This is a genomic window from Devosia litorisediminis (assembly GCF_018334155.1).
Classification (GTDB): Bacteria; Pseudomonadota; Alphaproteobacteria; order Rhizobiales; family Devosiaceae; genus Devosia; species Devosia litorisediminis.
This window is the reverse complement of sequence record NZ_JAGXTP010000001.1, coordinates 2,026,880-2,049,064: the sequence shown is the minus strand read 5'-3', so window position 1 is coordinate 2,049,064 and position 22,185 is coordinate 2,026,880. Positions and strand designations below refer to the sequence as shown.

Sequence of the window (22,185 nt, the reverse complement as noted above, 5' to 3'; positions counted from 1 at the left end):
TAGTTTGCCGACTATACCCGCCAGACGCCCACCTGCTGCTAGCGACAGGACGAACATCAAGTGCCATTTACACCTCACAAACGCCAAAATGACACGGCTGCTCTCATCGCTGAAAAGGCGTTGTGGATCCGCCGTCGCAGCTTTCAGATGGTTTATGAGGCGCAACTGGGTCATCCGGGTGGTGATTTCAGTGCGGCCGATATTCTGTCGGCCTTGTATTTTGGTGTGATGCGCTACGATCCGAGCAAGCCAAATGACCCGGCGCGTGATCGTTTCGTGATGAGCAAGGGCCATTGTACCGGCGTGTTCTATTCGGTGCTCGCCGCTGCCGGCTATTTCCCCGAGGCGGACCTGTCCACTTACATGCAGCCGCTATCCAGGCTGAACGGCCATCCCAATCGAAACTATCTGCCGGGCGTTGAGACCAATACCGGGCCGCTCGGCCATGGTCTGCCAGTTGCCCTGGGCATTGCCATTGCGGGTCAGATCGACAATGCCGATTTCCGCACCTTCGTACTCACCGGTGATGGTGAGTTGCAGGAGGGTAGTAACTGGGAAGCGGCGCTGACTGCGGGCCATCGCAAGCTGCGCAATCTGACATTGATTATCGACCGCAATCGTCTGCAGCAGGGCGCGCGCACCGAGGAAACCGCCTCGCTTGATCCGCTGGATGACAAATGGCGTGCTTTTGGCTGGCATGTCGAAATGATCGACGGCCACGATCATGCCCAGCTACTCGATGTACTCAGCGTTGATCCGGCTACCCGTGATAAGCCACTTTGCATTATTGCCAATACATTCAAGGGCAAAGGCGTCAGTTTCATGCATGACAACGTTGCCTGGCACCACGGCGTGCCCAACAAGGAACAATACGAACAGGCCATGGCGGAGTTGGTTTAATGAGTGCAGCAGCCCCCGCACAGGCCGGCTTGTTTGATTGCCGTGACAGTTTTGCCAGAACCATTGAGGCGCTTGCGGAGGCTGATCCACGCATCGTCACCGTTGTCAGCGACAGTGTTGGCTCGTCCAAGCTGGGCGGTTTCCGCAAGAAGTGGCCCGATCGCATGGTCAATGTCGGTATTGCCGAGCAGACAGTCGTCGCGGTTGGAGCCGGTCTCGCCAATGGTGGCAAGGTGCCGTTCGTTTCAGCTGCATCCTGTTTCCTGACCGCCCGTGCGCTTGAGCAGATCAAGGCCGATATCGCCTATTCCAATGTCAATGTGAAGCTGATCGGCCAGTCCAGTGGCGTCGCATATGGCGAACTGGGCCCAACGCACCATTCCATCGAGGATATGGCCTGGCTGCGCCTCTTGAACAATCTTACTGTCATCGTGCCAGCGGACCCTTGGCAGACAGAGCAGGCCATCCGCGCCGCAGCAGCGATGAATGGTCCCGTTTTTGTGCGCGTCAGCCGTATGCCGGTTCCAGCGCTCGAGCGCAGCGACGCCAGCTTCGAGATCGGCAAGGCCGAAACTCTTGTGCAAGGCGACGACATCACCATCATCGCCAATGGCACCATGGTGCACCGTGCCGTGGCGGCGGCCAAGATCCTGGCCGGGGAGGGCATCTCGGCCCGTGTCGTCAATATGGCGACCATCAACCCGCTTGACGAAGCCGCCATTCTGGCTGCCGCTGATGCCGGCGCGATCGTGACCGTTGAAGAAGGCTCCGTACGCGGTGGTCTTGGTGGCGCAGTGTCCGAACTGGTTACAGCCAACACCCCAGTACCCGTGCGGATCATGGGGTTCCCAGGTTTCGTGCCGACCGGTTCAGCGGATTGGCTGATGGATCATTTCGGCCTGACCGCAACCGGCATCGCCGATGCTGCACGCCAGACAATTGCCCGTAAGCGATGAGTTCGACCAACTTCGTACTAGCCATCGACCAGGGCACCACCAACACCAAAGCGTTGCTGGTCACCGCCGATGGTCGGGTTCTGCATCAGGCTTCGGTCCCCAACACCGTCACTTATCCCCAACCCGGCTGGGCCGAACAATCGGCCACTGCACTGGTTGATGGCGTTCGGCAGGTAATCGCTCAGGTCGTTGCCAAAGCAGGCGCTTCCGCCATCGTGGCCTTGGCCATTTCCAACCAGCGCGAATCCATCGTTGTGTGGGATGCAGCGACCGGTGAACCCATCGGCCCATGCATCATCTGGCAGTGCCGTCGCTCGGCACCCAAATGCGAATTCCTGCGCGCTGCCGGTCATGCCGATGCCATTGAACGCAAGACCGGCCTGGCGCTCGATCCTTTGTTCCCTGCTGCAAAAATTGCCTGGCTGCTCGACAACGTGTCCGGCGCACGTGCGCGCGCCGAACGCGGTGAACTCCGCGTCGGTACCGTGGACAGTTGGCTGCTCTGGTCACTGACCAACGGCGCCGTACACGCCACGGATCATTCCAACGCCTCGCGCACCCAACTGTTTGATACGGCCGCTCTGCAATGGGACACTGATCTCGCCAACCTGTTCGACGTGCCACGCTCCATGCTGCCTGAAGTGCGCAGCTCGGATTCAAATTTTGGCCATCTGGCCGAAGGCACTACCGCGCTGCCTGCCGGCATCCCGATCCATGCCATGATCGGCGACTCCCACGCGGCCCTGTTTGGCCATGGCGTGCGAACCCCTGGTGCGGTCAAGGCCACCTATGGCACCGGCACTTCGTTGATGACGTTGACCGGTGAGCGCGTGCTCTCCAGCCACGGCATATCCAGCACGATCGCCTGGAGCCAGAACGGCCTGCCAGTTCACGCGCTCGAAGGTAATATTTCGGTATCAGGCCAGTCCGCTGCCTTCATGGCAGAAATGCTCGGCCTGACCGACGCGGCGGCCCTCTCAGAACTGGCCGAAACCGTTCCGAACAGCAATGGCGTCAGCTTTGTACCGGCGCTGGTTGGCCTGGGTGCGCCCTATTGGCGCTCCGATGCGCGGGGCACACTGACCGGCATGTCACTGGGGACCAAGCCAGCCCATCTGGCGCGCGCGGCAATCGAGGCAATCGCATTTCAGGTTGCCGACGTTTTCAGCGCCATGCAGCGCGATATCACGGTGCGGCTGGCCGAATTGCGCGCCGATGGCGGCGCCTCACAGAATGGTTTTCTGATGCAGTTCCAGGCTGACGTGCTGGGACGTCCCGTCACCACGGGCGACGCGCCTGAGGTCAGCGCACTGGGTGCCGCTGCACTTGCCTTTGCCGGTCTGGGTATCGCCACATCGACGGTCCCTGAAACCAAACGCTACATCCCTACAATCAGCGAAAATGACCGCGCTGCGCATCTTTTCCGCTGGCACGGCGCGATGGCGCAGACGCTTCATACACAACCCCGAACGGGGACGAACGGAGGAGAATTATCATGAGCAAACAGCTTTACGGCGCCGGCATCTGGCATTTTGCTACCTATGTGGACCGCTACGCGACCGATGGTTACGGCCCGCCGCGCAGCGTGATCGAGGCGATTGATATTGCCGGTCAGGTCAAGGACCTTTCGGTTGTCGACATCAACTACCCCTATTTCGGTGGTGAGTTCTCCAAGGAGCAGATCAAGACCGCGCTGGATCGCAACAATCTCAGCGTCATCGGCATTACGCCCGAGATTTACACCCGCGAATTTGCTAAGGGCGCCTTCACCAACCCCGACGCTGGCGTGCGCCGTCGCGCTCATGAACTGATTACAGATGCCGCCGAACAGGTGCGCTTCTTCGGGGCGGACTACGTCAAGCTGTGGCCCGGTCAGGACGGCTGGGACTATCCCTTCCAGGTCGATCACGGCACGTTGTGGAAGAACTCGCTCGATGGCGTTGGCCAACTCGCCAGCGAAAACCCCGACCTAAAATTCGTCATCGAATACAAGCCACGCGAGCCACGCGTGCATATGAGCTTTGACTCGCTGTCCCGCACGCTGCTGGGCATCGAAAAGATCGGCCTGCCCAATGTCGGCATCCTGCTCGATTTCGGTCATGCCCTGTTTGGTGGCGAGTCCGCTGCCGACTCTGCCCAGATGGCCATCGACTACGGGCGCCTGTTCGGCATGGACGTAAACGACAACTACCGCTCATGGGATGACGATTTGGTGGCCGGCAGCCTGCACCCTATTGAACTGTTCGAGTTCTTCTACGTGCTGCGCAAGAACAATTGGGAAGGCGTCTGGCAGCTCGATCAGTTCCCGTTCCGCGAGGACAGTGTAGCAACCGCCAACCACGCCATTGATTTCCTCAAGGCCGCCGGCCGTGGTCTTGATGTGCTCGATATTGACGCGCTCAAAGAAGCTCAGAGCAAGCATGACGCCATTGGTGCGCTCAAGATTGCCCAGAAGGCGCTGTTCAGCTCGTTCTGATCAGGCGACAACCTACGGAGACTGCCGACTATGCTGCCGCTCAATAAGCGTGCCCGACTGATCCTGAACACTGACGCCAAGAATGAGGCGGACGATCAGTTCACTATTGTGCACGCACTGCTAACGCCGACGTTCGACTTCCACGGCATCATTGCCGCCCATTTTGGTGACCATCGCTCCAAGACGGCGATGCTCGATAGCCGTAAGGAAATCGACCATATCCTTGATTTGATGGATCTTTCCGGCAGCATTCCCGTAGCCAATGGCGCGGCAAGTGCACTACCAGACGAGAACACCGCCGTACCGTCGGCGGGTGCACAGATGATCATCGACCACGCCATGGCTGATGACGACCGGCCGCTCTACGTGGCCTTCCTTGGCCCGCTCACCGACATGGCGTCGGCCCTGCTGATGGAACCGCGCATCGCTGAGCGCAACGTGGTGTGTGTCTGGATCGGTGGCGGTACCTGGCCAGTCGGCGGTCGTGAGTTCAATCTGATGAATGACATCGCCTCGGCCAATGTGGTGATGCGCTCCAAGATCGAGGTGCGCCAGATCCCGTCCACGGTCTATCGCATGATGTCGGTCAGCTATGCCGAGCTGCAGGAACGCTGCGAGGACAAGGGCGCCATCGGCAAGTATCTGGTCGATCAACTGATCGACTGGAACCTGCGTGTCCACCAGGGCCCGATCGAGCATCGTTCGCTCGGTGACACGCCCGCATTGTCGGTTATCCTCAACCCCAATGGTGGCGTGTCGGACTGGCGTCCGGCGCCCGAGTTCAACAGTCACATGAACTACGTTCATACCGGTCAGAACCGGCCGATCCGGGTCTATGACAGCATCGATATCCGCTACATCCTTGAGGATTTCTACGCCAAGCTCGCCCGTTTCGATCGCGGCGTGCAGGAACTGGCCAACTTCGGATAATCCCGAACGCCGACATTCCCGAGATAGAGGCCCCGGATGCACAGCATTCGGGGTCTATTTTGTTGGCGCCACGCCGGGTCGCAATCGACCAATCCCCGTGCACAAAAAAGCCAGCGAGCGGATTTGATCCCCTCGCTGGCAAGTTGGTCGGAAATCATCCTGCCGTATAGGGCAGGGGTATGATCAGCCCTTCTTGCGGCAACGAATGGCCAGATAGGGCTTGCCCGGCAACTTGACACTGAACGCGGCCAGTGGCTTGCCGCCGCGCACCACTTCGCCATGGCGCGTCGGATGCGGCACGATGGCGTCAATGATCTCGGCTTTGCTGACCGTCATGTTCCAGGTGTCGATCACCTCGACATCATAATCGCCCGGCTCCATCGGCAGGCCCGAACCCCACTCGACCGGCTGATGCTCGCCAAAATAGATGTAGCGAACATCGCCATCGGTCGCGCCAGACACGCGGCTCCATGGGAAATCGGTGGATTTGCCGATAGGCGTCAGCCCGTTTGTGGCGTCCTGCTCAAGGACTTCGCGGAGATACTTCAGACGCTGCCAGGCCTGACCGTAGAGCTTGCCACCCTTGGCCCACCAGATGATGTCTTCGGGATGCGCATAGGTCTCGCCATGCCCGGCATAGCCGCCACGCATGGTCGTGGTCCAGAACCGGTGCACCAGCTCCTGCGCTGTGATGTTGCCCCAGGACGGCCAGATATTGCCCTCATATTCCGGCTCGTCATTGATCACCGGCTTGCCGTAATCATCGCGCCAGTCCGAGGTGCGCTTCACATCCCAGTTCTGGATGCAGACATGGCTGACCCAGGGCTTGGAGTGGTCGTAATTCTTGCGCACATCGCCATTATGGATCGACTTCAGGCGGCCATAGGGGTCGTTTTCTTCCAGAATCTGGAAGAACCGGTCCCACTGTTCCATTGGCTTGGTATCGAGCAGGAAGTCGTATTCATTGGCCAGCGCCCACCATACATTGCGATAGGCTGCCAGGCGCGCTGCAAGATAGGCCACATAGCGATAATCCTGCTCCGCGGACATGTCGGCATAACCCCAGCGGTCATAGGGGTGGAACATGATGACATCGGCTTCTATGCCCATATCACGCAGCTTGCCGACCTGCTGTTCGAAATGCCGGAACGCGACGGGGTTTGGCCGATCAAAATCGGGCTTGCCGTCAGGACCTTCCAGAAACACTGAGTGCAGTGGCTCATTGGTGTTGAACGGGTAGTCCTTGGGGAATACGCCCATGCGCAGCTTGTTGAAACCTGCGGTTTCAAGCGTCTTCAGGGTTTCTGCCTGCAGCGCCAGCGGCTGGTGTGTCCACGCATAGCATGTCGTGCCGAACGGCAGGTAGCGTGTGCCATCGGCATAGGCGAAATGGAACTGGTCCGTGACGACGACAGGCCCATGCACGTCCTTGGCTGCGGCGGTCGCCGTCACACGACCAGACTTACCGTTCAGTTCGCCGACCGAGGACTTGGTTGTGTAGTCCCATTCGCCTTCCGCATCCGGCATGAAACGAACGACATAGCGGCCATCTCCGTCATAAAAGCCGGGTACACGGATACTCCGCGCGCCTTGGCTAAACACCGCCTCAAGGGAAACATCCAGATAGGGATTACCCGCAGATGGGCCCTCCAGAACGAGGTCGAAGAAGTCCCATTTCGCAATATTGTCCGTCATCTCAATAATCTCCGATGGCTCAGGCGTCGATGCGCTTCAGCAGCACCGCTTGGTAGGGCTTGGGCGTGAAATGCAGCACGTCACCGCGCTTTACGCTGTCCGCAAGCGGGGTCTGGGTCATCTCCCAGGTGTCGATCAACTCGGCGCTGTACTGCTCGTTTGGTGGCACGGCCACGTTCAGTTCGCGCGGTTGATTGCCGCCGAAATAGCTGAGGTAGTAGCGATGCGGCTGGCCCGCCGTGGCGTAGAAGATGCGGGCTGGCACCCAGTCCTCCTCGCCTGGCATTGGCGAAATCAGATCGGGGAGTTTGACATGGTCAAGCCCGCCAGCAGCCATAATGCGGTAGCGCCCGGTATGCGGCAGCGGGTCCAGACCTTCATCTGGGCCTTCTTCGACGATACGCTTGAGAAAGGCGATGCGGGCAGGGCTCTCGCCCGTCAGCTTTCCGCCCTTGCTCCACCACAGCGTTTCGCTGTCGTTGTAGTAGGTTTCGCCGTGGGTCATGTACCCGCCACTGACCATGCCCAGCCAGAACCGGTGCACCATTTCGCTGCCGCTGATATTGCCCCAGTCCTCGGCGATGTCGCCCTCATAGGAGCATTCATCATCCGAAATCGGTTTGCCATGGGCCAGCCGCCATTCCAGCGCGCGCGACGTGTCCTGCCGCTGGATTGAGACATGGGTGATCTTGGGGTGGTTGTAGTCGAAAGGCGCAAAGCCGTTATGGATCGACAACAGGTGGTCAAAAGGATCGCTGTCCGAGACGACTTCAATCATGCGGTTCCAGTCATCCAGCGATTTGGACGCCATGAAATCGTACTCATTGGCCATCGACCACCACACATTGGGGAAGGCCGAAAGCCGGGCAACCAGATAGCGCAGGTAGAGATCGTCCTGCGCCGGTGTCATGCGGGAAAAGCCCCAGCGATCATAGGGGTGCAGCACGATCAGATCGGCCTCGACGCCAATCGCCGCCAGATCATTGATGCGCTGCTCCAGATGCTGGAAAAACGCTGGGTTGAACCGCTCGAAGTCAAACGACCAACCTTCAAATGGTTTGCCTGGCCAATCGCTCCGGCCCTTGCTCAGCATCTCATAGGGATAGAGCTCGGGCTCGTTCTGATTGTAGCGATAGTGCTTGGGGAAAACGCACATGCGGATCTTGTTGAACGGTGACTTGGCCAGGCTGGCCAGTGTTTGTTCTTCCAGCGCGCCGCCCTGATGGGTCCAGGCATAGGCGGTGGTGCCCATGCTGACATGGCGCGTGCCGTCAGCGTGGCGGTAGTGGAATGTGTTTGCGGGGCGCACCGGACCGTGATGGTCTGCTTTGGCGGGGGCTACATCCAGCTTGCCCTGTACTCCGTCCAGTGCACCCGCATTGCTGCGCGTCACAAAGGACCATTCACCAGTCGTTTCGGGCAGGAAGCGGATGCGATAGACGCCATCCCCGTCATAGAACCCGGTGGTCTTGATCTGCTTGTCGCCCTGCATGAACACCGCGGACAGCGTGACATCCACGAACGGATTGCCCTCACTGGGACCGTTCAGCGCAGCTTCATAGGTTGCCCACAGCGCTGCTTCGCTGGAGGATTGAATTGAAGAAGACATGTCTGGTTCCTGTGTCTGAGAAGACTCTATGCCGAAACCACGCTGGGGGATGATGGTGTTACCCGAGGCCGCCAGCGCTTCTGTGTGCTTGGGATCGAGGAGAGGAGCAGCTTGGTATAGTCGTGCTGCGGATTGCCCATCACGGACTGCGCCGTACCAAACTCCACAATGACGCCCTTGTTCATCACCGCAACGTAATCGCTGATGTAGTAGGCGGTCGCCAGATCGTGGGTGATATACAAAAAGCTCCGCTTGGCCTCGAGCTTGAGTTTGAGGAACAGATTGATGATGATCATGCGGCGCGACGCGTCGATCATCGAAACGGGCTCGTCGGCAATGATCAGGCTCGGCTCGGGGATCAGCGCTCGTGCGATGGAAACGCGCTGCAGTTCACCACCCGAGAACTGGTTGGAGTACTTGCCGCGCACATCGGCATATTCCAGTCCCACAGATGCCAGTGCAGTTTCGATGGCACCATAAGCCTCTTCGCCCTTGAGGCCGGCGACGCGTGTCGCCGTCTCATGGAGATAGGCGTCGACCGGGCGATAGCGGCTGAACGCCTCAAACGGGTTCTGAAAGATAGGCTGGATGGAGCGCAGGAACTCGCGCTTGTTGGGCCTGACGCCCTTTCCCGCCACCACCTTGTCGTAGACAATTGCACGGCCCGAAGTGGGCTCGACCAGACGGAGCAGGGTCTTGGCCAGCGTTGTCTTGCCGCTGCCCGACTCTCCCACCACGCTGATGATGGCGGGTTCGTCGCTCTCGATGTTCAGGTTCACATCGTGCAGCGCGCGGATTTGCTTGTTCCGGGTCAGGCTGCCCAGGCGGTAGACCTTGTTGAGCCCTTCAGTGCGCAAAATTACTGCCATGATCCGTCCCCCGACTGCGTAATTTCGGTGCCCGCATAGTGGCACGCGGCCCATTGTCCGGGTCTGTGTTCAATGAATTCGGGCTCTTCGGCCCGGCATTTGTCGGTTGCCAGCGGGCACCGGTCGGCAAAGCGACAGCCGCTCAGCTTGCGCCACAGGCTTGGTGGCGTCCCCGGAATGCCCTGACGGGCGCGGTCGTCGCCAATGGTGGGCAGGGAGTTGATCAGCATGCGCGTATAAGGATGCAGTGGATCGCGGAAGATGGCTTCGGACTCGCCGTACTCGGCGGCCTTGGCGGCGTACATGATCAGCATGCGATTGGTGACCTGATAGTGCACACCCATATCGTGCGACACGATAAGGATCGTGTTCCTCATCTGCTCCTGCAGTTCCATCAGCAGCAGCAGGATTTCCTTTTGCACCACCACGTCGAGCGCCGTGGTCGGCTCATCAGCAAGGATGAGCTCGGGCTGGAAGAAGGTGGCCAGGGCAATCATCACACGCTGGCGCATGCCGCCCGAGAGCTGATGCGGGAAGGCATCAAGGGCTTCCTGCGGCAGCCCCAGCTTGCCGACATAGGCGCGCACCTGCTCCATGACCCGCTTCTTGTCGGGGTCCGAACCAGGAAAGTCGACAAACTGCGTGCCCACGCGCACCACTGGATTGAGCGAGTTCATCGAACTCTGTGGCACGTAGGAAATGCGCTTGAACCACTCTTCCTGAATGTTGGAGCTGGTGATCTGCTCGCCACGTTCGTTTTTGAAGCCGTAGTCGATCCCGCCTTCAGAAAGCGTCATCGGGGACATGATGTCTCCGTAGATCGCCTTCATCAATGTGGACTTGCCACACCCGGACTCGCCGGCAATGCCGACAATGCAGCCATCGGGAATTTCAACAGAGACACCGTCTACAGCGTTGATGGCGCCGCGGCCGGTTCGATAGGAGACAACGAGGTTATTAAGACGGATCATGCAACACCGCGCTTGCTTGCAAATGCGGCATTAAAGCCGGTCGAGGTGAGAAACAGGCCCAGGAACAGGGTCACTGTGGTGAGAATGGGCGCAACGATCCACACATAGTTGCCGGTGAACATTGCGTTGTAGCTGAGCGCCCAGAAGATGATTGAGCCCAGGGTCGGCACCTCCACCTTGGACAGGCCGATCACCGCAAGGGTGGCTTCGGTATTGATGGCGAACAGCACCGTGTTGATGAAGCCCACCAGCAGATAGGCCGACACATAGGGGAAGATCTCGTTGACGAGCACGTGGATCGTATTGGCCCCCGAAAAGCGCGCCATGTTGATGAACTCGCGTTCGCGCAGGGTCAGCGCCATCGACCGTACCGTTCTGGCACCCCAGGCCCACCCGAAGATGATGATCACTAGACCAACTGTCAGAAAGGTCGAGCTGCCGCGAATAACCGCGCCCAGAATGATCAGTACGGGTAGCAGGGGGATGGTGATGAAGGTGTCGACGATGAGCATGACGATCCGCTCGAAGCTGCCCCCGATATAGCCGGCACTCAGGCCCACGATCGTGGAAATGATCGTCACGCCGATGGCCACCACAAACCCAAGCGTCAGGGAATTGCGGACCGAATAGACCAGGTACCAGAAGATGTCCTGACCCAGCGAGTTGGTGCCCAGAAGGTGCTCGCCCGACATGGGCAGGTTCTTCCAGTATGTCGCCTGTTCGGAGGGGTCGACCGTGTTGAAGATGGGCAGGATGTAGCTGCCGACAGCCAGCACGCCGACGATGGTCAGGCCGATGATGAGCCGGATGTTGAGCAGCCAGAGCAGGCTCTCCCATTTCGGGCGAGTGCTCAGCAGCACCGGGGCGGCGGCAGTTTTGGTGTTGCTACTCATTTGTGACGAATCCGGGGATCGAGGAGTGGGTAAAGCAGGTCGATCACAAGGCCGGCAGTCGCCACCGCGATGATCGACACGGTGATCACGCCGTAAAGGACGTTGTAATCGCCCCCGCTTGCTGCGGTGCGCATGATCAGACCGACGCCGGGGAATGAGAAGATGATCTCGGTGAGCAGGGCGCCGTTGAACACGGTGCCGATGGACAGCGCGAGCGCTGTGACCTGAGGCAGCATGGCGTTGCGGAACACGTAGCGTGTCATCCGCGTCCAGTTTGACGCGCCCTTGAGCCGTGCATAGGTCACGTAGGCTTCTTCGGTCGTGGCGACCGCCAGGGCTTTCATGCTCAGGATGTTCCAGCCAAACCCGGCCAACACCAGTGCCAAAGCGGGCAGGAAGGAGTTGTAGATGATCAGCCACATCTTGTTCAGCGAGAACTCACCGACCGGGAAGGTCGCTGACAGCGGGAAGATCGGCCAGACATAGGCGAACAGTAGGATCACTGACACCGCCAGGATGTAGTAGGGGATCGGGTAGATCATGATCCCCACGATCTCCAGCACCGTCGCCATCTTGCGGGTGTGGAAGTAGCCCGCCACCAGGCCCACCATATTGCCCAGCGCCCAGCCGATAACGGTGGTGGTCAGCAGCAGCGTCAGCGTCCAGGGCAGGGCGTTGAAAATGATCGTTTTGACGTCGGCGGGGTAATAGGCAAAGGAGGGGCCGAAGTCGAAGCGCAGGATAACGCGCTCCAGATAGGACAGATACTGGGTGCCGATGTCACCCTTGAGGCCGTAGAGCTCCTCGAGATTCTCTCTGAGTTCGGCAATCGCCTCTGAAGTCAGGCTCCCTGAAGACAGTGACTGCAGTTCACCGATATAGCCATCAATCGGGTTCACCGGCATCACGCGCGGGAGGAAGAAGGTGATCGTCAGGCCAACAAACAGGACTGCAAGGTACAGACCTACTCGCTTGGCAACGTACTGGAGCACGCCCATAACTTAATCCTTGAATCGTCGAGGAAATGGAGGGGGCGACGCGAACGCCGCCCCATCACTAGTCGGGAGGACTATTCCTTGCCCGTGGGTTCGATGTTCACCAGCGTCTTCTTGAACGAGGACCACCAAGTGTAAGGAGCAGCATAGAAGTTGTCCTGCTTGGAGTAGTTCGTCCAGTAAGTGCTGTTGGTTGGAACCGTCGTGGGAATGCCCATCAGGTTGATCGCCTGCATCGTGGTGGTCAGCTTGTGCGCAATCTCAAGACCATTGGCGATGTATTCGGGCGAGGTCGTCTCAAGCGAGGCGCTCTCTTCGACGATGTCGAAGATCTCGGGATCGGTGACACGCATCCAGTTGCCGTTCAGCGCTTCGTCCGAATTGGCATCCTTGACGTTGTCAGCCTTGAACACGCCCCAGCTATTACGCCAGTTTGCGTTATAGACGCAGGTATTGGCCCAATCCAACATCACTTCCATCTTGGAGTTGGTTGTCCGGGTTGCGCCGAACTCACCACTGTCGACCTGCTGGACGGAAACATTGATACCCGCCTTCTTCCAGCTGTCGGCGATGGAGAAACCAAGCCGCTGCATGTTCTTGTTCCAGTCGCCCGGAGTAGTCAGGGTGATTTCCCAAGGTGTGCCATCTGGCATCATGTAGAAGCCGTCATCGCCTTTGGTCATGCCGACCGAAGCGAACAGCTTTTCGGCTTCTGCGGTGTCGTGCTTCCACCAACCGCCACCAAAGCTCGCCGCGATATTGTCGGCGGACGGCAGTTCGGATTCAGGCATACCCTGTTCCTTGAGCGCAGCAACAAGGTCTGCACCAAAGTTTGGATCGAACGGCTTGTAGCCGTCAGACAGGGTCAGGTTCGAAAGGAAATCAGCCGAAGGCTCATAAAAGATCGGACCGGTCACAGGGGTGTCGGCGATCGGCAAAGCGGCAACCTTGAACTGGCCACTCAGAGCGGTGATGCCAACCTGCTTGAGGTCGAGCGACAGGGCCATGGCCCAACGTGCCTCTTCGAGGTCGTAAGGAGCCTGGTGCTGGTTCATGTACAGTGCCCACGAGCAGGCATCGTTCATGTCATGGTAGGGAAGGCTGTCGGAGAACGTCTGAATGTTCGGATTGCGAGCCTTCGCCGCCTGGATCGAATCCGGGCTCATGAAGGTGTCGATATCGTACTGGTTCTGAACGAACGCCAGCGTGCGTGTCTCTTCAGCGCCAAAGTCCTTGTAGAGAACGTACTTGGCCTTGGGCTCGCCCAGATTGCCCCAACCGGAACGCTCCCAATCATCACGCAGCTCCCATAGCTGCCAGAAGCCATTCGGATCGTACTCCTTGATCTTGTATGGCCCGAGCGTAACGGCGGGAGCGTTGTTGAAGGTGATCACGTCATCGCCAAGCGGCTCGAAGATGTGCTTAGGAACGGGCACGAAGCGGGCGCCCCATGAGTACACACCCATGGCCGTCTCGAAATCGTACGATGGTTCGGTGGTTTCGAACTCAATGGTGTAGTCGTCGATCACTTCCCAGCTCTTGATCAGGCTGGCGACCTGGGAAACGCGGGTGAGCTTGTCCCGGTACTTGAAGGTGGCGTCGAGCGTGTAGTCCAGATCGGCGGTGGTGAATTCCACACCGTCGCTCCAGTACACGCCCTCGCGCAGCTTGACGCGGAACTTGGTATGCTCGTCGTTGAGGACCTCAGGCATCTCCGCGGCAAGCTCGGTATAGGATTTACCGGTCGCGGTATCCATCTCCCACAGCGAGCTCCAGCCGAGCTCACGGAAGCCACGCCAGATCGCATAGGAAATGAAGGGGTTCTGTGCATCGGGATTGGCGACCTTACCGTCAAAGGTCTGCACGATCAGTGTCTCGTTGCGGGGCGTGCCGACGTCGGTCATCGTCCCCTGAGCAAGTGCGGTTGTCGATAGTAGTGCGCCCAGTAGCGGGGCCATCATGAAGCGGCTGAGCCGTGTCATATACTTTCCTCCCAGATCGGCCCGGACCGCCATGGTCGAGCCTCCTCCTTAGGGGTAATTTCGAAAATCCGGACACGACCGCGCAGCATCAAACAGTCCACCCTCCGGGACCGTCGATCAATCGCCTGACGTGCGTACCTCAGATTTCGCGCCTACCCCGACGCGCACCGCTGTTTTGTGACTTGTTGTTCTTAACTGCGGTTAATTATCGAATATGTGGCAATTTCACCAAAAGTCAATGCAAGTGGCGATCCGTTATGACGTTGCATTTCGCCCCGCTATTTGGCGAAATGCGCTCCCGTTTTCAGCGAGAGCGAAGGTCACTCGCGGGTGGGAATGACTCTAATTTTTGCGGTTATCATGCACAGATGCGACGCCGAACAGAGGCAAATTGCGGTTGTGTATCAGTAGCTTGGCAGGGGCGCTGCTGTCATCGAGCTGTATCTGACCGTCAGATCCGCATCGGGCGCCTCAGGCGCGCTTCGAGCGACAGTCAGCAATTATTTGCGAAGTTGAAAAAAATTCGACAAGGAACGAAAAAAAACAAAAAACTTGTGAATTTTTGCGTTTGATTTTCGGTGGGTGTCGCCCAACGCCGAAAATGGACTCCGAGGCGCTCTGTCATGCGCGCGGGTCGTTCTGGCTGGAACGCTGCGCAGCGCGGTTCGGCACCGTTAGAAATACGCGTTCAATCTCAAGGCAACAGTGTCGTTTTGCTACCACGCAAAGTCAAGCGTTGCGCCCGTTCGAGCCCCGCGACGCCGGATTCATCGCGCGAATTAAAGGTCGCGCAGCAACAGGGCGGGGCGTCGAGATGTGGCACGCAGGATTGTCAGCGCACCCAGCAGCGCGGTGATGGCGATCGCACATCCCAGAACGATGCCCAGCGCATCGAGCTGAACCGTGAACTCCACATCCAGCAACGCCAGACCAATCAGCCAACCCAGTCCGATTCCCTGCGCGACAGCGGGTATCGAAGCGATGATCGCCAGTACCAGATACTGCATGCTGGCTGTTGCCAGCAGTTCAATCCGGGTGGCGCCCAGTACCTTGGTGATCACGGCGTCGGCTTCGCGCTGCCGGCGCCCCGTTGCCAGACTGCCGATCAGCACCAAAAGGCCGTTGCCCACGGCCAACCCACCCACCAGCGCTGCAGCAAATGACAACTGGCCAAGCGCTGTTGTGATCTGTTTGAGCGTGTCGCCCACCGCAATGAAATTGATGTCTGGCACGGCGGTAGCCAGCGCCCGCTCAGCGGCTTCCTCAGCGCCGGGCTGCGCGGTGACGGCTGAAAACAACGTCATGGGGTAGGCATCCAGCACACCCGGCGAAAACGTCGCCAGAAAGTCGATGCCGCCCTGCCAGGAATAGTCTCGGAAACTGGCAATTTCGACATCCACAGCGTCGCCGAAAATCTCGAAAGTCAGGCTGTCCCCGATGTCGACGCCAAGACCCGAGCGCAGACTATGATGCAGGGATACCTTGCCTGATCCGCTGTAGTCGGCTGCCCACCATTCGCCCGCCATCAACTTGGATGCCGCTGGCATCAATGGCCGATAGGTCAGGGGGACCTCACCCGATAGCAGGAATGTTGCTTCGGGGCCGCGGGTACGCACGTCTTTCACCGCCACGCCATTGATCGCCGTCAGTGCGCCACGCAACATCGGTGTCGCAACCGCCAGCGCAATATCGCTATCAACGCCAACCATCGCCTCAATGGTTTCGACTTCATCAGGAAACAGGTCCGATGCCACCAGCGTGGGCACATCGAAGGACGAAGCGCCGAGGAATTCTTGACGAAGATTGCCCTGCAGCACCAGCACCACAATCAGCATGGTCAGTGCCATGCCCATCGAGATCACCACGGCGGCCGCGTTAGATCCGTACGCGGCAATGCCGCGCAAGGCGTGCCGCACGATACGCAGTGGAACATAGGGCACGCGCCCCAGCGACAGGCGGGCAAACAGGCTCACCTGGTGGAACACAAATGCCGCCAGTACACCTACTGCGCCGAAAACCAGCACGATGAGGGGATCGCCGGTCATCAGCACCGCCAGCCAGTAAAATCCCCCGATGATCGCCAGTAGTGGAGCGATCTGCCAGGTCAGCAATAGCCCGCGCCAGTCCACGGGTGGCGCCGCCAGACCCCGCGATCGAAACAGTGTCACGGGGCGGATGGCCTGGGTTTGCTGCAATGGCAGATAGGCGAAGGCAAAGGCGGTCAGGAACCCGGCACCTCCGGCAACGAGCAGGGGTTGGAGATGCACGCTCGGTGCCAGTTCAATGCCCACTGCCTCACCAATGGCCGGCAGAACCACATAGGCGGCAACCCCGCCGACCAACAGGCCCGCGCCCACGCCAATGGCAGCAAGTGCGATCACCTGCGTAAAAAAATGCAGCATCACGCGGGACTTTTCGGCCCCCAGGCTACGCAGAATGGCGATGACACTGGACCGCTCGGAAATATAGGCCCGCATGCTCGTCCAGACGCTAACGCCGCCGATCATCAGCGATCCAAGACCTACAATCACCAAAAAGCGCATGAACAGGTCGTAATAACGCACCATTGGTCCAAGCCCGTCGCGCGCGGTGCGGCTCGACCAACCCGTTGCGCCAAGTTCGTCATCCAGTGCGGCGCGGACCATTTCGACATCCTGCCCGGCATTCAGCAGCAGCTTGTAGCGGAACCAGTTGCCCAGCCCGGGCAGGGGTGAACTGCGATCGCGCAGACTTGCCAGTCCCTCATTGGTGACCACTGTGGTCAGCCCCAGCCGGAACCCACGCACCGGTCCGTCAGGCAGTTTGGTCAGGGTGCCGCGTGCCTGGAAAGTCGTGCCACCCAGCTCAAAACTGTCACCGACAGAAAGGCCCAACTGGTCCAGCAACACTGGCGCCAGAAGTGCGCCATAGAGATCATCGCGGGGGGCAAGGAATTCGGAGATTGGCGTGCCGCCCGCCAACTGCGGGCTGACAACCCGTCCGAGCAGTGGATAACCGTCACCCACCGCAGCCAGATCGACAAAGGCATCCTGCGCTGCCGATTGCGCCCGCACATTGGTATCAACGACTGCCGCGACCTGCCCATATTGCAGCATTTGCGCGAGCTCACCGCTCGTTGCCGGTCTGTCTGCGCGCGATAATTCGAGATCGCCGCCCATCAATTCGGCGGCGTTTCTGCCGATTGCCTGGGTGATGCTGGCGCCCACCGAGTTCACCCCGGCAATCAACGCGGTGCCCACTGCCAGACACACCAGCAGCAATATGAACCGGCGCATATCGCCGCGCAGATCGAGCAGCCCGATCCGTACTGTGGCCCAGATCGCGCGCATCAATGCGTCACCGCAGCTTCAACCAACTCGCCCTGTGTCATGGTAAGCACCCGGTCGGCGCGAGCCGCCAATGCCGCATCATGGGTGATCAGCACTACGGCAGTCCCTCGCTCACGGGCCAGATTGAACATCAACTCGATCACCATGGCGCCGGTCTTCTGGTCCAGATTGCCGGTCGGTTCATCGGCCAGCAGGAGCGGCGGATTTGCAACCATGGCGCGCGCCAGACCGACGCGTTGTTGTTCACCACCTGATAGGGCGGTGGGGCGATGCTCAAGCCGTTCAGCCAGTCCGACTGCCGCCAGTGCGGCGCTGGCCTGTTCCCGGACTTGGCTTTGCGACAATTCCGGTGCCGCAATTTCCAGCGCCAATCCGACATTGTCGATCGCGCTCAGGGATGGGATCAGGTGAAAGCTCTGGAATACGATCCCCATGGTGTGGCGACGAAACCGAGCCAGATCATCTTCGCCTAGCGCTGTCAGATCGGCGCCGTTGACAGCCAGGCTGCCCGACGTCACGCGTTCCAGCCCCGCCAGCAACATCAGCAATGAGGTCTTGCCGCTGCCCGATGGGCCGACAATGGCAACCACCTCGGATGGCTTGGTCTGCAGCGAGACATTCTTGAGAATATGCAGCGGACGACCCGCAACTTGCAGTGTGTAGTTCACCGCGCGGACATCGATAATGGACCCGTCAGATTTGCTCACCTAGTCCGCCTTATGAACTCGCTGGTTACGTATTGGCGGCTACTTTGCATGACGCTTTATTGCGCCAGTCTTAAGTCGAGCGTCCGTTGCCACACTTTTGCAGCTGCCTGACGCGACCAGATAAGGGGCCGGTTCAAAAATCAGTCTGCGGAGGAGACCCTCGAGTGAAGAAGCCAACAACCATATTGTCATTGCTCCTGATGGTGCTGGCCACGCTGGCCCCCAGCGCACCAGCCCATGCCGGGGTGGCCGAGGTCGAATTGCTTTCGACCTACATCGATCAATGGCGCGGCGAAGGCACGCTGATCGGCGGGGATGAGCCTGAGCCATTTCGCTGCCGTTTGTCGGTGGCCAAAGGCAATCAAAGCCGCATCAACTATACCGGGCGTTGTTCATTGGTCGACACCACGCTCTCGATCAGTGGCACCATTGCCTATAGCGATGATAACGGACGCTATGAAGCGGTGATGAGCTCCAATGCCGGCTTTACCGGTTCAGCCATTGGCATCAAACGCGGCGACCGCATCAGCTTTGATCTGCGCGAGTCTCAGCGTGATCGTTCGGGTAGCGAGGTCCGCATCGGGGCGCGCATCCTGCTGGTTGATGGCACCATCACGGTGGATTTTGAAGTGGAGTTCAATGAGTCCGGTTCGGTGCTCACGGCCTCCGTTCCGTTCTCGCGCTGATTGGCTTCAAAGCCAACTGCGTAATAGGAAAATGCCCGCGCCACTTTCAGGTGGCACGGGCATTTTTGTCTAGTTGATCGCCCAGGTAGCGATCGGTGGGAAGAACAGGATGATCGCCAGCACCACCAGCTGCAGCGCAATGAACGGCAACAGTGCGGTGTAGATGTGCTTGAGCGTGATCTCCTTTGGCGCAACGCTCTTGAGATAGAACGCGGCCGGGCCAAATGGTGGCGTCAGATATGATACCTGCATGTTCACAGCGAACAGAATGCCGAACCAGATCGGGTCATAGCCCAGCGTGATCACGATCGGCACGAAGATCGGCAGGGTGAGCAGTGCGATGCCGATCCAGTCCAGGAACATGCCCAGCACCAGCAGGATTGCCATCATCACCATGATGATCACCACCGGTGGTGCATTCAGGCTCAGAATGGCGTCGGCCACAAAGCGGTTGCCGCCCATCAGGTTATAGACGCCGACCAGCACCGCTGCTGCGATACCGATCCAGATGATCATGCCGCAGGTCTCGAGCGTATGAACGAGGCTGTCCTGCACCATTTTGACGGTCAGTTCGCGTCGCATCAGCGACACCACCAGCACCGCCGACACACCAAGCGCGGCGGCTTCGGTGATCGAGGCGATGCCGCCATAGATCGAACCCAGCACCACCAGCACGATGAACAGGGGCGCGGCCACCGACTTCAGCGCGCTGCTGACGGATTCCTTGGCCATCTCTTCATCGGACATGGGCGGGCCCATTTCCGGATTGCGAATGCAGATGAACAGCACATAGGCGATGTAGAACGCCAACAGGAGCAGGGCAGGGGTGATCGCGGCCACGAACAGATCGGCAATCGAGACACTGGCCACCAGACCGTAGATGATCAGCACGATCGATGGCGGCATCATGGTGCCAAGGGAGCCACCGGCGCACACCACGCCAATCGACAGGTTGCGATCATAGCCCAGGCGCAGCATCTGGGGCAGTGCCAGAATGCCCAGCAGCACGATCTCGCCGCCAATCACGCCCGACATCGCGGCCATCAGAATGGCCACGATCAGCGTCTGCACGGCGACACCACCTGGCAATCGCCCGGCCAGCACCCGCATGCCGTTGAACAGATCCTTGGCGATGCCGGATCGATCCAGCATGGCGGCCATCAGGATGAACATGGGAATGGCAACCAGCGAATATTCGGTGATGAAACCGAAAATGCGCGAGGTCACCAAAGGCAGGGCGTTGCCGCCAAACCAGCCAAAGGTGAAAATCAGGGCAACCAGACCGGTTACCCAGGCCAGTGGCTGGCCGGTCAGCAGCAGCAAGAAGATGCAGCCGACCAGAATGTAAGAGCCGTATTCAATTCCAAGTGCGCTGAAGCCCATGATTATTTCTCCCCGGCGCGGTTGGCCGGTGCGGAAACATCGCGGCGAATGGCGGCAATCAGATGCAAAAAGGTCTGCACGAACATCAGGGCAACGCACACCAGAACCAGCATTTTCAGCAGGGCCGGCGTCGGCGGGTTCCAAGAGGTGCCCGTGCCCTCAAAGCGGATCTCGCCCGTGGGCGAATGCGTGGCCTTCCACGACATGATCCAGCCCGCATAGGCAAGCCCGGCGAAGAACACCATGGCGATGATCGAATTGACGATATCGAGGATGCGGCGGCCCTTGGGCGAAACCGCATCATAGATCATGCGCACGCGGATATGCTTGTCGCGCGCCAAGGCAATTGGTCCGCCAACCAGAAAGATCGCGGCAATCAGAAACGTGGTTGTCTCATGCGCCCAGAAGGTCGGGCTGTCGAAGACGTAGCGCGAAATCACTTCATAGACGGTAATGCCAAAAGCCAGGAAAATGGCCCAGGCCAGTATCTTGCTTGAGCCTGAAACTACCCGGTCCAGACCGGTGCGGATTTCGGCGTCGCCATCATCGGCGACCGCGGCAATGTCAACGTCGTCGGCCATCTGGGGTCTCCTGGTCGATACATTTGCGCCCGGCCGAATGCTCCGCCGGGCGCTTTGTTTTGGTGTTGGTACCTGGACCAGACTAGATCAGGTTACGGCCTTCGAGATAGGCAATGACCGTGTCGTAGTAGCGCTGGGTCATATCGGTCTTGGCAGCCCAGTTCTTCCATTCGTCCTGCGCAATGCGGCGGAACTTGGCGCGCTCGTCACCCGACCAGTTGATGATCTCGATCTCAGGGTTAGCCTTGGCTTCCGCCACGGCTGCAGCATCAAGCTGACGCACCGAGTAGATGTGCTGGAAGATGAACTGGTCGACCGATGCATTCAGGATCGCCTGCAGATCGGCTGGCAGGCCGTCCCAGATTTCCTTGTTCATCGAAATATCGATCAGCGGCAGCGAGTGGAAGCCGGGATAGAGCGGGTAATGAGCGATATCGTTCATGCCCTGGCCCTGATTGGCGGCAAACACCGTGTAGTCAGCGGCATCGATCACGCCCTTGTCGAGCGAGGTGAACACTTCCGAACCGGGCAGGGCCACTGGCGAAGCGCCGGCCTTGGAGAAGATCTCATAGACCATGCCTTCAGGGGCACGCATCTTGAGGCCCTTGAGGTCTTCAACGCTGCGCAGCGGCACCGAAGCCACGAAGGCTTCTGGTTCAGTTGCAGCAGTGCCGATCAGGTGCACACCATATGGCTCAACCAGTTCGGCGTAGAGCTCATTGCCGCCACCGGACTGCATGAAGCCCAGCAGTTCGAATGGATCGCTCCAGGCACCAACCAGATTGCCCATCATGGCAAATGCTGGATCCTTGCCGGCAAAATAGCTTGGGTCGGTCAGGTGGCCCTGCAGGATGCCGGCGCCAACCGATTCCAGCGTATCGGTGTGTGGAACGACCGCGCCGATTGGCAGCAGTTCGATTTCAATGCGGCCACCGGACAGTTCGGTGACGCTGTCGGCCCACTTCTGCTTGTTGATGAAGCCAGGCTCGCCAGCGCTTTCCGAGGTCTGGAAGGTCCAGTTGTAGTCAGCGGCCATAGCGGCGCCGGTCAGCGCCAGAACCGAAACGGTAAGCGCGGCTAGTCCCGCGAATGATTTGGTGAAACTCACGTCTCTCTCCCATGTCGATGCAGTTTGTTTGGTCGGGCAATAGACCCGGGAGTGCATCGTTCTCGCCGGATGGTTGCCCGAACTGTGCACGAATTGCGCACGCAATCAATCAGGG

The 22,185-nt window shown here is 59.2% G+C and carries 18 protein-coding genes; 6 read left to right on the top strand and 12 right to left on the bottom strand.

Annotated features, from left to right (window positions below; genetic code table 11):
* Positions 1-147 precede the first annotated feature (147 nt).
* From KD146_RS09810 to KD146_RS09790, 5 genes are read left to right on the top strand one after another with little or no spacing between them, the layout of a single operon-like run.
* Complete coding sequence (locus KD146_RS09810; RefSeq protein WP_212659178.1) at positions 148-900, top strand: transketolase; 753 nt, start codon at positions 148-150, stop codon at positions 898-900.
* Positions 900-1,856 carry a transketolase family protein gene (locus tag KD146_RS09805; RefSeq protein WP_212658492.1) on the top strand — a complete coding sequence of 319 codons (957 nt, stop codon included), beginning with the start codon at positions 900-902 and terminating at the stop codon, positions 1,854-1,856. The genes KD146_RS09810 and KD146_RS09805 overlap by 1 nt, the downstream gene beginning before the upstream one ends.
* Positions 1,853-3,355: an FGGY family carbohydrate kinase gene (locus KD146_RS09800; RefSeq protein WP_212658491.1), complete on the top strand. Its 1,503-nt coding sequence runs from the start codon at positions 1,853-1,855 to the stop codon at positions 3,353-3,355. The genes KD146_RS09805 and KD146_RS09800 overlap by 4 nt, the downstream gene beginning before the upstream one ends.
* Positions 3,352-4,332 (top strand): sugar phosphate isomerase/epimerase family protein, encoded by a 981-nt coding sequence (locus KD146_RS09795; protein WP_212658490.1) that lies wholly within the window; start codon positions 3,352-3,354, stop codon positions 4,330-4,332. The genes KD146_RS09800 and KD146_RS09795 overlap by 4 nt, the downstream gene beginning before the upstream one ends.
* Positions 4,333-4,362: 30 nt before the next feature.
* Positions 4,363-5,262: a nucleoside hydrolase gene (locus KD146_RS09790; RefSeq protein WP_212658489.1), complete on the top strand. Its 900-nt coding sequence runs from the start codon at positions 4,363-4,365 to the stop codon at positions 5,260-5,262.
* Between the two features lie 183 nt (positions 5,263-5,445).
* Here the strand turns inward: KD146_RS09790 and KD146_RS09785 are convergent, their stop codons facing one another.
* The 9 genes from KD146_RS09785 to KD146_RS09745 form a co-directional block, all read right to left on the bottom strand.
* The gene (locus KD146_RS09785; RefSeq protein WP_212658488.1) at positions 5,446-6,957 is read right to left on the bottom strand and encodes a DUF5060 domain-containing protein; all 1,512 of its coding nucleotides are present in this window, start codon (positions 6,955-6,957) and stop codon (positions 5,446-5,448) included.
* A gap of 19 nt (positions 6,958-6,976) precedes the next feature.
* Positions 6,977-8,566 (bottom strand): DUF5060 domain-containing protein, encoded by a 1,590-nt coding sequence (locus KD146_RS09780; protein WP_212658487.1) that lies wholly within the window; start codon positions 8,564-8,566, stop codon positions 6,977-6,979.
* Between the two features lie 26 nt (positions 8,567-8,592).
* The gene (locus tag KD146_RS09775; protein WP_212658486.1) at positions 8,593-9,435 is read right to left on the bottom strand and encodes an ABC transporter ATP-binding protein; all 843 of its coding nucleotides are present in this window, start codon (positions 9,433-9,435) and stop codon (positions 8,593-8,595) included.
* Positions 9,426-10,406, bottom strand: a complete 981-nt coding sequence (locus tag KD146_RS09770) for an ABC transporter ATP-binding protein (RefSeq protein WP_212658485.1) — start codon at positions 10,404-10,406, stop codon at positions 9,426-9,428. The genes KD146_RS09775 and KD146_RS09770 overlap by 10 nt, the downstream gene beginning before the upstream one ends.
* A complete protein-coding gene (locus KD146_RS09765; RefSeq protein WP_212658484.1) occupies positions 10,403-11,299 on the bottom strand; it encodes an ABC transporter permease in 897 nt (298 codons plus the stop codon). Before KD146_RS09765 ends, KD146_RS09770 begins: the two co-directional genes overlap by 4 nt.
* Positions 11,296-12,297, bottom strand: a complete 1,002-nt coding sequence (locus KD146_RS09760; protein WP_212658483.1) for an ABC transporter permease — start codon at positions 12,295-12,297, stop codon at positions 11,296-11,298. Before KD146_RS09760 ends, KD146_RS09765 begins: the two co-directional genes overlap by 4 nt.
* Before the next feature lie 71 nt (positions 12,298-12,368).
* Entirely contained in the window at positions 12,369-14,276 is a 1,908-nt protein-coding gene (locus KD146_RS09755; protein ID WP_212658482.1) for an ABC transporter substrate-binding protein, read from the bottom strand.
* Positions 14,277-15,055: 779 nt separating this feature from the next.
* Positions 15,056-17,605, bottom strand: a complete 2,550-nt coding sequence (locus tag KD146_RS09750; protein ID WP_212658481.1) for an ABC transporter permease — start codon at positions 17,603-17,605, stop codon at positions 15,056-15,058.
* Entirely contained in the window at positions 17,605-18,312 is a 708-nt protein-coding gene (locus KD146_RS09745) for an ABC transporter ATP-binding protein (protein WP_345790775.1), read from the bottom strand. The genes KD146_RS09750 and KD146_RS09745 overlap by 1 nt, the downstream gene beginning before the upstream one ends.
* A 164-nt stretch (positions 18,313-18,476) precedes the next feature.
* Here KD146_RS09745 and KD146_RS09740 point away from each other — a divergent pair, with 164 nt between their 5' ends.
* Positions 18,477-18,998, top strand: coding sequence for a heme-binding beta-barrel domain-containing protein (locus KD146_RS09740; RefSeq protein ID WP_212658480.1), 522 nt, complete (start codon positions 18,477-18,479; stop codon positions 18,996-18,998).
* 69 nt (positions 18,999-19,067) lie between these two features.
* On the opposite strand, the gene KD146_RS09735 is transcribed toward KD146_RS09740, so the two are convergent.
* From KD146_RS09735 to KD146_RS09725, 3 genes are all read right to left on the bottom strand, one after another.
* Positions 19,068-20,381, bottom strand: a complete 1,314-nt coding sequence (locus tag KD146_RS09735; RefSeq protein WP_212658479.1) for a TRAP transporter large permease — start codon at positions 20,379-20,381, stop codon at positions 19,068-19,070.
* A gap of 2 nt (positions 20,382-20,383) precedes the next feature.
* On the bottom strand, positions 20,384-20,962 hold the full coding sequence (locus tag KD146_RS09730; RefSeq protein ID WP_212658478.1) for a TRAP transporter small permease subunit: 579 nt from the start codon (positions 20,960-20,962) through the stop codon (positions 20,384-20,386).
* 82 nt (positions 20,963-21,044) lie between these two features.
* Positions 21,045-22,070 (bottom strand): TRAP transporter substrate-binding protein, encoded by a 1,026-nt coding sequence (locus KD146_RS09725; RefSeq protein ID WP_345790774.1) that lies wholly within the window; start codon positions 22,068-22,070, stop codon positions 21,045-21,047.
* Positions 22,071-22,185: the final 115 nt, after the last annotated feature.

Excerpts from the sequence above, each read along its gene's own strand:
- KD146_RS09790 (WP_212658489.1), top strand. The coding sequence starts at position 4,363 with ATGCTGCCGCTCAATAAGCGTGCCCGACTGATCCTGAACACTGACGCC.
- KD146_RS09760 (WP_212658483.1), bottom strand. The coding sequence starts at position 12,297 with ATGGGCGTGCTCCAGTACGTTGCCAAGCGAGTAGGTCTGTACCTTGCA.
- KD146_RS09795 (WP_212658490.1), top strand. The coding sequence starts at position 3,352 with ATGAGCAAACAGCTTTACGGCGCCGGCATCTGGCATTTTGCTACCTAT.
- KD146_RS09770 (WP_212658485.1), bottom strand. The coding sequence starts at position 10,406 with ATGATCCGTCTTAATAACCTCGTTGTCTCCTATCGAACCGGCCGCGGC.
- KD146_RS09730 (WP_212658478.1), bottom strand. The coding sequence starts at position 20,962 with ATGGCCGACGACGTTGACATTGCCGCGGTCGCCGATGATGGCGACGCC.
- KD146_RS09785 (WP_212658488.1), bottom strand. The coding sequence starts at position 6,957 with ATGACGGACAATATTGCGAAATGGGACTTCTTCGACCTCGTTCTGGAG.
- KD146_RS09800 (WP_212658491.1), top strand. The coding sequence starts at position 1,853 with ATGAGTTCGACCAACTTCGTACTAGCCATCGACCAGGGCACCACCAAC.
- KD146_RS09735 (WP_212658479.1), bottom strand. The coding sequence starts at position 20,381 with ATGGGCTTCAGCGCACTTGGAATTGAATACGGCTCTTACATTCTGGTC.
- KD146_RS09780 (WP_212658487.1), bottom strand. The coding sequence starts at position 8,566 with ATGTCTTCTTCAATTCAATCCTCCAGCGAAGCAGCGCTGTGGGCAACC.
- KD146_RS09805 (WP_212658492.1), top strand. The coding sequence starts at position 900 with ATGAGTGCAGCAGCCCCCGCACAGGCCGGCTTGTTTGATTGCCGTGAC.
- KD146_RS09755 (WP_212658482.1), bottom strand. The coding sequence starts at position 14,276 with ATGACACGGCTCAGCCGCTTCATGATGGCCCCGCTACTGGGCGCACTA.
- KD146_RS09765 (WP_212658484.1), bottom strand. The coding sequence starts at position 11,299 with ATGAGTAGCAACACCAAAACTGCCGCCGCCCCGGTGCTGCTGAGCACT.
- KD146_RS09810 (WP_212659178.1), top strand. The coding sequence starts at position 148 with ATGGTTTATGAGGCGCAACTGGGTCATCCGGGTGGTGATTTCAGTGCG.
- KD146_RS09775 (WP_212658486.1), bottom strand. The coding sequence starts at position 9,435 with ATGGCAGTAATTTTGCGCACTGAAGGGCTCAACAAGGTCTACCGCCTG.
- KD146_RS09750 (WP_212658481.1), bottom strand. The coding sequence starts at position 17,605 with ATGCGCGCGATCTGGGCCACAGTACGGATCGGGCTGCTCGATCTGCGC.